The following is an 11,385-nucleotide window of genomic DNA, read 5'->3' on the forward strand; positions in this document are numbered from 1 at the left end:
GGCGAACCACCTCACACGACAGCGCCTCGACTCCTGCGACAGCACAGGGCCAGTACCGGCCGACCGCACCCAGCTTCCACCGGTGTGGCTGCCCCAGCGGACAGCCACACCGGATCACCCACCGAAGGGACCTCACGCCATGGACAACTCCGTCACGGAGTTGACAGCAAGGATCCAGCAGCTGCTCGCCACCGCCTCTGGGTACGATCCAGCCGTCGAGCCGCCCAGCCCGAACGCGGCCACCTTCACCTCAGAGCCACTGCCGCGCTCCCGGCTCGGCATGTTCTGCCACGCCGACCAGCTGCACTTCCTCACCCTGCCCGGCAATCGAGACGAACTCGCCCAGCTGCCGATCGGACTGGTCGGCGACCCCTACGCCGACCGCATCCACGTCGTGCGCGGCATCGACTTCTGGATCGGCGACCGCAGCCTGCGCAACCAGCCACCCAACCCGGCCGCCACCATCCTGCTCAACGACCTCCTCGACGACGTCGCCTTCGGTGCCTACGCCGCCGGAGACGGCGACCGCGCCTTCGTCCGCCGACTGCTCGCCGCGGACAGGCCGCGAATCGCCGGACCGTGCCTGCTCCTGGGACGCGATGAGAGGACGGACACCACCACTGGACTACCAGAGGAATTCCTCGACTGGTTGCAGCGCAAAGCAACCCAGGCCGTGGCCGGTCTGGTCGACACGCTGGCCCCAGACGATGGAACACCTGCCGGCGAGTAGCCCGCGGTGTTCCGCCCACCGCACTTGGAAGCCCCGGCCGAGAGGTGACCGATCCGGGGAACCTCGGGACAGTGTCGAGGGCGTGCCTGGCAGAAGCCAGGCACGCCCCGTGTCACCCGCGGAAGCCCGAAGGCTTACCACCGCCAGGCAGTGGCTCGACCAAGACCGCGGGGACAACGCATCAGGACGACACAGGCTCCTAAGGGCCCTATCCTGATGCGCTACGCGGTTCAGTGTAGCGACCCAGTGGATCATCACCACAGCCCTGGCGCCTCAAGACACCATCACGCTCTCAAGGGCTCTGAACTGGCGTTTTGCCATATCCTCAGTTGCCTACGCGACCAAGTGAAAGCCGCCTCGGAACCGCGCGTCGCCATCGCCCCCCTCGTGCCTTGAGGCTGCCATGCCGCTCCGACCGCATCAAGGCACCCGAAAATAATTCTTCTCCGCAAGCTCCGAACAATTATTTTCGGGGCCCACCTTGACCCGGTCTACGCGGCACGAAACCGGCACTACGCGAGGGGGGCGGAAGAAAAGGGTTAGCCACCATTCCCGCCGGACATCACAATGCGTGCATCTCACGTTTCGTTGAAGCAAAAGAGCAGGTCAGAGGGTCCGTTCCCCCGGAGTAACGTTTCAACAACAAGAATGGTTCACACATTCCTTTGTCTTGCGAACCGCAGCCATGACGGATAGGATTAAATCCGTAAGAAACACCGGGAAGACCAAGCCCGGTGGACACAAATTCCTAACCCGAGGTTATTCATGTCGCAGCTCGTTTCTGTGCCCGAAGCCCTCGCCGACGTCGCCTCCCTGGTCAGGGCCGGTGACCTGGCCGCCGCCAAGCGCCGCGTTCGCACCGTGGTCAACAACACCGACCCCGAAACGCTGGCCTTGATGGGCAAGTGCGCCGCCACGCTGAGCAGCTACCCCTACGGCATCGCCGTAGCGAAGCTCCGCAACGCGGAGCAGCGCGCTACCAACCCCGAGCACCGCGCCGTCATCGCCGCGTGCGTGCCCGACCAAGACCCCGGCCTCTACCGCCCCGACACCACCAGCGCGCCCCGCTACGGTCGCGGCAACTACCAGGCCCCCCGCAACAGCGGCACCCGCTACGACCACAGCGCCCGCCGCACCGTGCCCGAGCAGCGCCGCCGCGCCCAGGCCGGGGCCGAACCGCGCACCGTGACCGAGTACGCGGACACCCGCGCCGGAGTGGACGACGCCCGCGCCCGCACCGAGCGGCCGTTCGCCTACGAACTCGACTACGACAAGGCCGCCGTTGCCGACCTACGCACCCGCCCGTGCGTGTGGTGCGCCGGAGAACGCGCCGTCACCGACGTTCGCACCGAACGCGTCGAAGCCGGACACGGTGACGACGGACTGTGCACCGAGTGCCGCTCGCTCAACCGCCCCGGCATCCCCGAGCTGCCCACCGGCCACACCTACGCCGACGCCATCCACGCCCGATGCGACTACCACATCAAGCACAACGGCAAGCCCGCCGTCCGCGCCGAATGGCGACGCGCCATGCGCAACCACCGCCGCCTCACGGCCATCACGATTGAAGAGTGGATGAAGGGCTACCAGAACCGGCAAGCCACCGTCACCGTTGCCGACGGAGTGCCCCGCTGCGCCCACTGTGACGCCAACCTGAACAACACCCCCAACCCGCTCAATGTCCCCAACCAGCACGACGAGCACAACGCACCGCATGACCCGCGCTACTGCTCCCGCACCTGCGCCAACGCCGCCACCGCCTCCGAGGACACCCCCGAGCCGCAGCCCGAGCCCGAGCCGGAGCAGGAGCAGGAGCACGTTCCCACGAAGGACAACGGACGTTGCGGGACGTGCGGAGACAAGAAGCAGGTTCGAAAGGGTCTATGCCTCGACTGCCGGCGGTTGGAGCAGAAGACCGCCCAACAGCCCCACACCGAACCGGTGGCCGCCTAACCCGCTGAACCACAGCCGGCGGACGGGCACAGCCCCGTCCGCCGGCAGCCCGCAGCGTGACGGTTGGCCGGCATCGAGCCGGCCAACCCAAAAAGCTGGCCCCACCCACCCACCCCCGACCGCCTCACAGCGACATCGAACCCGCCTACGGCGGGTACTCACCCCCGCCAACCTCCACATCTCCCGCACCAAAGCGATGCCCCTCACCTACCGCACTAGCATCCCCGACACCGTCATCACCGAGCGGCACCCCGCCACGCGACGCGTGTTCACCGGAACCGTTCACCACGTCCGGCTCAGCACCGACATCACCGTCAATGACCTCCTCATCGCCGCCGTCTTCGTGCCCCGCCTCCTTCACCGGTTCATCCGGCTCGCCTCCAGTGGCCGCCGACCGCGCCAAGCGCGCCAGCGACGCGACCATCTGATCTGACATCCCCGCGTAGCGCGCCAGCTCCACCTCGTCGAACACCTCCAGCGCCGCCGCGACTGTCTGCGCCAGGCCAACCCGAGCCGTCTGCTTCTTCGCCCGCTCGGCCTCGATGTCCTTCCCGAGCTGCTCGCGCAGCACCGCGACCCGCTCACGGTGCCGCTTCCGCAACCCCGCGATCCGCTCATCGCTACTGCGCTCCACATCCTCGGCCGCCTCAGCGGCCCGCGCGACATCCCGGATCGCGGTCGTCCGCCGCCGCGCCCGCCGCCTGTCCTCCTCCGCCACCTGCCGGGCGATGTCCTTCGCCGACACAGCCATGCTCCCCGACCTCCGCTCCGCACAGTCCCCCTGGGAGCACCCCCACCGTAAACGCCGCTTCGCTCCAATTCCAGAAGAAAGCGCACTTGCCACAGCGGCCCAGACCCGCCGCAACGCAACCGACCCCGTCTGTCCTTTCGCTACCTTTCCGCTCAACGAAAGGTCGGCATCGGAACGCCTACTACATTCAAGCATTACAAGATCAACCGATTTGCACTATGGTATCCACGAGGTTTCCGCATCAGGGCAGCACGCCGGGTACGGTTATCTCGGCCCCCACGCAAGAGCCGAAGAGGCGACAGGTCGCACAGCGCCGTCGCCGAGCAGCGCGTGGGGAGGTAGTCGGGTGGCCTACGTCAAGCCCATCGGCTTCGACCCCGTGGAGATCGACTACCGCCTCGGCGAGCACGGCTCGTGCAGCGGCTCCGACCGCGAACGGTCGCTGTCGACACACTCTCAGGGCGGTCCTACTGGTCTGCTGTGGATCGGACAAGGGCTGCACGAGGTCGGCATCACCCCGCTGAGTCCGCTGACCCGCGACCAGTTCCCCCAAGCCCGTGCCCTCGCCACCGGGCGCCACCCACACACCGGCGAAGTGCTGGTGGAGCCCAAGAAGGCCGTCCCGGAGGACGCCAAGCTGCCGATCTCACCACTGGTGCGCGCCGTGCACGGCATCGCCGCCCAAGCCGGGGTACCGGTGTCCGAGGTGCTCGCCGAGCGCAAGCTGCGCGACATGTTCGCCACCGCAGAACGGGTATGGCAGGCCGACGGCGAGACCGCGCGCCTGCGCGCCGACCACGCCGGCCGCATTCTCGACGCGGTCGGACTGGCACCGGACGAGGTCTGGCAACCCGGCGCCTTCACACGAGCCACGGCGAAACTGTTCACCATCGTCCAAACCACCGGTCACACCGGAAAGCCGCGCAACAAGCGCGTGCCGCGACGAGTCATCACCGGCAACGCCGCCTACGACCTCACCGTTGACATCCCCAAGAGCGACTCGACCTTCCTGGCCATCGCCACCCCGGAACTGGCCGCCCAGGCAGAACCGATGTTCCTCCAACAGGTGCTGCGCACCTTCGACTGGCTCGAAGCACGCACCGCCTACGGCATGCGCGGCAAACACGGCCAAGGCAGGACAGCTGCCACCGTCCCCGGATCGGGATTCCTGGGTTGGGCGATGGTCGAACGCACCGCCCGGCCTGTCGAGGGCATGCCCGTGGGCGATCCGCACTGGCACGTCCACGTCACCCTCGCCAACATGACCCGCGGCATCGAGGACGGCAAGTGGAGCACGATCGCCGCCGGCGGACGCGACCTTGTCCGCCACGCCCCCGTGGTGCAGCACATGGTGCACGCACTGATCCGCTACCAGATGACCACCCGGTTCGGCGTGCGCTACCGCCGCAGCGACCGCACCAGACGCTGGGAGATCGCGGGCATCCCCGACGCCACACTGCGGCATTTCAGCAAGCGCAACACCGACATCCGCGCCCTGCTCACCCAGCTGGGACTCGACCCGCAGACCGCGACCCGCGTCCAACAGGACCTCGCGGCCCGACTGACCCGCCGCCCCAAACACGCACCGGGACGCGCCCACGGCGACTACATCGACGCGCCCGACGCCACGCTTCAGGACATCTGGCAGGGACAGGAACTGGCCGCCGGACGCGACCCTGCCGGGCATCTGCGGCGTGTTCTCGCAGGCGGTCACCTGCCCGAAGACAGCGAGCAGCCCGAACCCGAACCGGTCGTCACCGCCGAGACCATCGCGCGCCAACTGCTCGACCCGGCCACCGGTCTGACCTCGCACAGCCGCCGCTTCACCCGCGCCGACGCGTTGCGCTACGTCGCCGACGCGATGCCCGGCGGCTACGAGTCCCCCGAGGCGATCGAGGCCATGACCGACCGGGTCCTGGCCCACCTGGACTTCGTCCGGCTGCCCAAAGGCGCGGAGCTGGTGCACGGAGTGGGTGCGAAGCGCTCCCTGGCCGCGCAGCACATGGCCAACGCCGAGCAGTTCACCACCACCGACGTCGTCGAAGCCGAGAAGATCATCCTGCGCGCCGCGCGGGCCAGCCACCCCGAACAGTCACCAGTCCGCGTCACCGACCCCGACCTGCTGGAGATGGCGCTCGACACCGTCGAAGCCGGCCAGGGCTACCCGCTCTCCGACGAGCAACGCGCCGCCGTGACCCGCCTGGTCACCGACGGTCGCATGATCGACACCGTCAACGGCGCCCCCGGCACCGGCAAGACCACCCTCCTCCGCGTCCTGCGCACCATCCTGGAAGCCGCCGGCTACGTCGTGCAGGGCGCGGCCAGCGCCGCCGTCGCCGCTCGCAACCTTCAAGCCGAATCCGGCATCCCCTCCCGCACCCTCACCTCGCTGCTGACCACCGCCGAGGACCCGGACACCACCGTGCTCACCGGCGTCGACGTACTCGTGGTCGACGAAGCCAACCTCACCGACGACCGCGACCGGGCCCGCCTGTACCGCCGAGCCGCCCACACCGGAACCCGCATCATCGAAGTCGGCGACAAACTCCAACTGCGCGGCGTCGGCGCGGGCTCGCTGTTCGGGCACGTCCACCGCCTCGTCGACGGCTCAGAACTGGTCGACAACAGGCGGCAGCGCGACGAGGACGAACGCGAAGCCATCGCACTGTGGCGCGAAGGTCGCTACAGCGAAGCCCTCGCGATCTGGATGCTCAAGAACAGGCTGGTCGCCACCGACACCACCTCCGAAGCGACCGCCGCCATGCTCGCCACATGGGCGCAGCTGCGCGCCGGAGCACCCGACCCGCACACCGAGATCCGCGGCCTGGTCATGCTCAGCGCGACCCGCGACATGGTCGACCGACTCAACTACGGCGCCCAAGCCCTGCGCCTGGCCGACGGCGAACTCGGACGAGGCCGCACCTACGCGCTCCGCCGAGGCGGCGAGATCCGCTTCCACATCGGCGACCACGTTCTGATGCGCATCAACGCCGTGCAACGTCGAACGCTGGCCGACACCGACGTCCTCAACGGATACCGCGCCGTCGTCACCGACATCGCCGCCAGCGGAACCCTCACCGTCGAATGGCAGGAAGACTCAGCCGACGGCCGCATCACCCGCCTGGGCAAGCTCACTCCGGAGTACATCGCCCGCGGCGGAGTCTCCCTCGGCTACGCCATGACCGTGCACAAGAGCGAGGGTCTGACCGTCGGCGACCAGTGGCGCGGGCCCGACGGCGAATGGTCCGGCGGCACTGTGCTGTTCCACGCCGCCGGAGCCGACAACCCCGCCGCCCACGTCGCCACCAGCCGCCACCGCAGCGCCGTGCACCTCTTCGCACCACTGGACGCCTTGGAAACCGAACGGGAATCGACCAACCGGCCTGAGCCACACACCCGCGCGGAGCGGATGGAACGTGCGGTCGAGAAGCTCGCCCGCCGCGCCCGAGCCACCGAAACCTCCCCCGACGACCTCCCCGTCGTCGTTCAACTCGGCCTGGCGGAGTTCCGCGACCTCGCCGATGCCCAAGCCCGCGAGCAACGCGCCCAGGACGCCGAAGCCGCCGCACGCGAAGCCCATCGACGCCGCCGGGAACGCGCGGAACGCAGCACCGAGGCCAAGCAGGCGCGCGCCGAGCGTGACCAGCGGTCGCGTGACCGCGCGGCGGCCCTGCTACGCGACGTGTGGTGCCACGAGCCCGACCTGGTGGAGCGGATCGTCGCCGCAGCGGCCTTCACCAGCGTGGCGCGTCGGCTGGCCGAGGTCGAGGACTCGGCCTTGGACGTGCGCGAGGTGCTGGCCCAGGTGCCGTTGCGCACCGTCAGTTCCGGTGTCGTCACCGACCCTGGCGCGTTTGTCGCATGGGCTGTGCGCGACGCCGCTGAACGCCTCGCCGACGGCCGTGTCGACGCCGAGCACGAGCGCGTCGAGCATCGACGCCAGTGGCAACTGCTGCGTGACCAGGTCACCGACCTCTTGCGCGACACCTGGACCGCACGTCCCGACCTGGCCGAAGCCGTCATCACCAGCCCCACGTTCGACGCCGTCGTCCGCCAACTCGACCACCAGGCGGTCGGCGACCTGGACGCCCGCACCCTGCTGGGACGCATTCCCCTGGCCAAGGTCGGCCACGACAGCGTCGAGGACCCGGCACGCCTGACCGCCTACTTCATCAAGCGCACCGCCCGCGCCCATCAGTGGGAGGTCGACCAGGCGCAGCGTGGCAGCGACAGGGCCGCCGCCGAGCGCCACCGCCGCCTCGTCGCCACCGAGCACCTGCGCCGGGTCTGGCCGAACCACCCCGAGACCGTCGACCTCGTCGCCAACGGCCCCGCGTTCGGGGCGCTCGCCCAACGCATCGAACAAGCCGCCGAAGCGGGCATCGACGTAGACGCCGCCCTACGCCGAATCTCACCCACCGAGGTCGGCGCACACTGGGTCAAGAACCCCGCGGCGTTCACCACCGCCGCCTTCCAACGCGCCACACAGCACCCGACGGAGCCCACCAGGCCCGATCCCGATCGACAGCCACACCTCGGGGAGCCGAGAGCACCGCGCAGGCCCAGTTGGGCCGATCGGGAACACGGCCGCCACGACGACGAGCACCTGCGGCGCCTATTGGCCGTCGAACAGCAGCGCCTCACAGCTCTCGACCGAGCCGTCAGCGAAGCCCGCCGCAACGCCGAAGAGCTGCGAAACCAGGTCAACGCCGAAGCCGGCCCGGCCGTGCGCGCACTCGACGAACACCTGCACCGGCTACGCGAGCAGGCCGATCTGGTGCGCCAAGCCGACGACCTCGAAACACGCTGGCACGCCGCACTGCAACGCGCCGAGAACGCCGCCGCCAACCGCACCCGCACCCAACACGCCCTCGACACCCTCAGCCCACTCGCCCGCACCCGCCGCACCGAACTGTCCGAGCAGGTCAAACACCACGCCGAGCTGGAAGAACAAGCGCATGCGGACGCCCACGAACTCGCCGCCCAGGCCGCCCGGCTCCACGAACGCACCGGCCCACCCGAACAGCGCCGCCACACCCTCACCCGAGCGAACGCGGCGGAACAGGACTACGAACACGCGCGTCCCAGAGCCCACCAGCGAGACCTCGACGCCCTCACCACAGCCCAGGACCGCGCCGAACGCCTCGCCGCCGAACACCACAGCCTCACCAGGCGCGTCGACGGCTTGCGCAACGAGGTCGAGCTGCGCGCCCGCCAACCCGAGCACCTCCGCGAGCAAGAGCGACAAGAACGTCGCAGCGAACTGGTCCCCGCACACAATCGAGCCGATCGTGCGCCGGAGCCCGCCGCCGAACACCAACCCCACATCGACGACCTTGAACCACCGCCCACCGGCAGCGAGATTGAGCCACAACCCGGTGACCCGTAGCTGACCACCGGATAGCTCAACCCGCACGCGGCGCGCGGAGGACAAGTCGTGCTCCGGGTCAGGTGGCAGTGGACGTTGCCGGCGGGATCCGTCTTTCTGCGGAGAAAGTTCGATCGGTCGGGTGAACTTCGCAGGGATCAGCTGGTGTCCAGTGGTCATGGTGCGACGCTGCGGCTCGCCGACCAGTAATCAGGCCGAGGTGGTGTTCGCGGTGGTCATACCCGAGCGTGAGCAGTCCCACGAGTCCCGCACCGGCCACGGACTTGAGGTGCGCAATACGGCGTCAGGCGGTGCGGGCGGCGTAGTGCAGGCCGGAGTCGTTCACGGTGACGTGTACCTGCACGCGGCACCCTCTTCACCGACGCAGGTGCTACCGCGTCAACTGCCTGCCGCACCGGGCCTGTTCACGGGACGGGTAGCGGACCTGGCCGAGTTGGATCGTGCGCTGACGACCGCCGCACCCGACAGGGCGGACATCACAGGGCCAGGGCCGACCTGTGCCGATCTGTCCGCCGCGAGCGCGACGGTGATGGTCTCCGCAATCGGTGGGGCCGGAGGGATTGGCAAGACCTGGTTGGCGCTGGCCTGGGCACACCGCAATTTGGACCTGTTCCCCGACGGGCAGCTGTTCGTCGATCTGCATGGCTTCAGTCCCGCAGGCGACCCGGTAGCCCCGGCGGTAGCGGTGCGCGGGTTCCTCGATGCCCTCGGCGTCGACCCCGGCCGTATCCCGACCTCCCTCGACGCCCAAGCGGCGCTGTACCGCAGCCTGCTCGCGGGCCGGCGGATGCTGATCGTGCTGGACAACGCCGCCACAGCAGACCAGGTCGTCCCCCTGCTCCCAGGCAGCCCGACCTGCACCGTGCTGGTCACCGGTCGTCACCGGCTCGTCTCCCTGATCGACCGACACGGTGCTCGTCACCTGTCCCTGGGCGTCCTCACCCGCGCCGAGGCCCGTGCCCTGCTAGCTCGGCGACTGGGCGCCGACCGTGTCGCCGCGGAACCCGACGCCGTCGACGAGTTGGTCGAGCTGTGCGACGGCTACCCGCTGGCTCTGTCGATCATCGCCCGCAATGCTTCTACCCGTCCAAGCATCCCGTTGGCCGAGTTGGCCGTCGAGCTGCGTGAGCTGGGGATGGAGATGCTCGACCACGACACCGATCCCGCCGCCAGCGTGCCCGCTGTCCTTTCCTGGTCCCTGCGCCAGCTCACCGAGGAACAGCGCACCGTGTTCGCCTTGCTCGGGGTGGCTCCCGGCCCCGACACCACCCTGCCCGCCGTGGCTGCCCTCACCGGACTGGCCCTCCCCCACGCACGCAAGGCGCTGTCGGTCTTGGACGAGGCTTCTCTGGTTGAGTGGCGACCGCATGGCCGGTATGCGATGCACGACCTGGTTCGCGACTACGCCACCACCATCGCTCAGGACCTATCCGACGACGTGCGCGTAACAGCCCTGGCGCGGGTGATGGACTTCCACCTGCATACCGCCCATGCCACCGAACGCCTTCTGAACCCTCACCGTCCGCTTCCACCGCTCAGCCGGCCCGTGCCCGGCGTCCACCCGCATCAACTACCCGACGCCGCGGCCGCAACGGCCTGGCTGGAGGCCGAGCACGCCACGCTCCTAGCCACTCAACGCGCCGCAAGCACCCTCGGCCGCCACCACGTCGTCTGGCACCTCGCCCGGGCACTAGACACCTTCCACCGCCGGCAAGGGCGTCGACAAGATGGACTCGCCGCGTGGCGGGCCGCGCTGGACGCCGCAGACCACCTCCCCGACCCCATCATCCGTGTCCGCGCACACCGGTTCCTCGGCAACGCCTGCTCCCAAGCGGGTCTACACCAGGAGGCCACCTGGCATTTGGAGCAGGCACTCGACCTCGTCGTACGCCACCACGATCCCACCGAGCAGGCACGCATCCATCGAGTGCTCGCATTAGTCTGGGGACGTCAGGGCGACGACCGGCAGGCACTGGTCCACGCCCGGCATGCCCTCGACCTCTGCCGTAGCCTCGACCAACCGGTACGCGAAGCCGATGCGCTCAACTCCGTGGGTTGGCACTCCGCGCGCCTGGGCGACATTGACATCGCTCGTGACCATTGCCGCGAGGCCCTTGCCTTATACCGACGCCACCGCGACCCCAACGGCGAGGCAGATGCCCTGGACAGTCTTGGCTTCATCGCCTACCTCACCGGCGACCACCGGCAGGCCGTCGACCACTACCATCAAGCCATCATCCTGCGCCGTGCCCACGGCCACGCTTACCAAGTCGCGGGGACTCTCGACAGCGTGGGTCGGTCCCACGCCGTCCTAGGACAATACGATCGGGCCCATGAGGTGTGGCGCGAAGCGTTGAATCTGTACCGGGAACAAGGCCGCGACACCGATGTCCGACGCGTCCAACGTCAACTCGACGAACTCAACGAGCCCAATCGGGACGGTCCCTACTAACCCCGCGCCAGCGTTCTTGACAGAGATGACGTCGCGGAAGCAGGCGTCGTCGACGCTGCTCCGGCTCAGTTTTTGTGGTTGACCTCGCTGACGGCTGGCATGCCAGCCGC

Annotated in this window: 5 protein-coding genes; 4 read left to right on the plus strand and 1 reads right to left on the minus strand. The window is 68.9% G+C overall.

Annotated features, from left to right (window positions below; translation table 11 throughout):
* Positions 1-139 precede the first annotated feature (139 nt).
* Both ADK67_RS14620 and ADK67_RS14625 read left to right on the plus strand, forming a co-directional pair.
* A complete protein-coding gene (locus ADK67_RS14620) occupies positions 140-730 on the plus strand; it encodes a hypothetical protein (RefSeq protein WP_053716975.1) in 591 nt (196 codons plus the stop codon).
* Positions 731-1,495: 765 nt separating this feature from the next.
* Positions 1,496-2,683 carry a hypothetical protein gene (locus tag ADK67_RS14625; RefSeq protein WP_157620330.1) on the plus strand — a complete coding sequence of 396 codons (1,188 nt, stop codon included), beginning with the start codon at positions 1,496-1,498 and terminating at the stop codon, positions 2,681-2,683.
* Positions 2,684-2,828: 145 nt separating this feature from the next.
* Here ADK67_RS14625 and ADK67_RS14630 read toward each other — a convergent pair whose 3' ends face one another.
* Positions 2,829-3,428, minus strand: a complete 600-nt coding sequence (locus ADK67_RS14630; RefSeq protein ID WP_197289454.1) for a hypothetical protein — start codon at positions 3,426-3,428, stop codon at positions 2,829-2,831.
* Here ADK67_RS14630 and ADK67_RS14635 point away from each other — a divergent pair.
* Entirely contained in the window at positions 3,412-8,823 is a 5,412-nt protein-coding gene (locus ADK67_RS14635; protein WP_082403479.1) for an AAA family ATPase, read from the plus strand. The two genes, ADK67_RS14630 and ADK67_RS14635, sit on opposite strands and share 17 nt — an antisense overlap.
* A 121-nt stretch (positions 8,824-8,944) precedes the next feature.
* Positions 8,945-11,275 carry an ATP-binding protein gene (locus ADK67_RS14640; RefSeq protein ID WP_231648187.1) on the plus strand — a complete coding sequence of 777 codons (2,331 nt, stop codon included), beginning with the start codon at positions 8,945-8,947 and terminating at the stop codon, positions 11,273-11,275.
* The last annotated feature ends 110 nt before the right edge of the window (positions 11,276-11,385 follow it).

This window comes from Saccharothrix sp. NRRL B-16348, assembly GCF_001280085.1.
GTDB lineage: Bacteria > Actinomycetota > Actinomycetes > Mycobacteriales > Pseudonocardiaceae > Actinosynnema.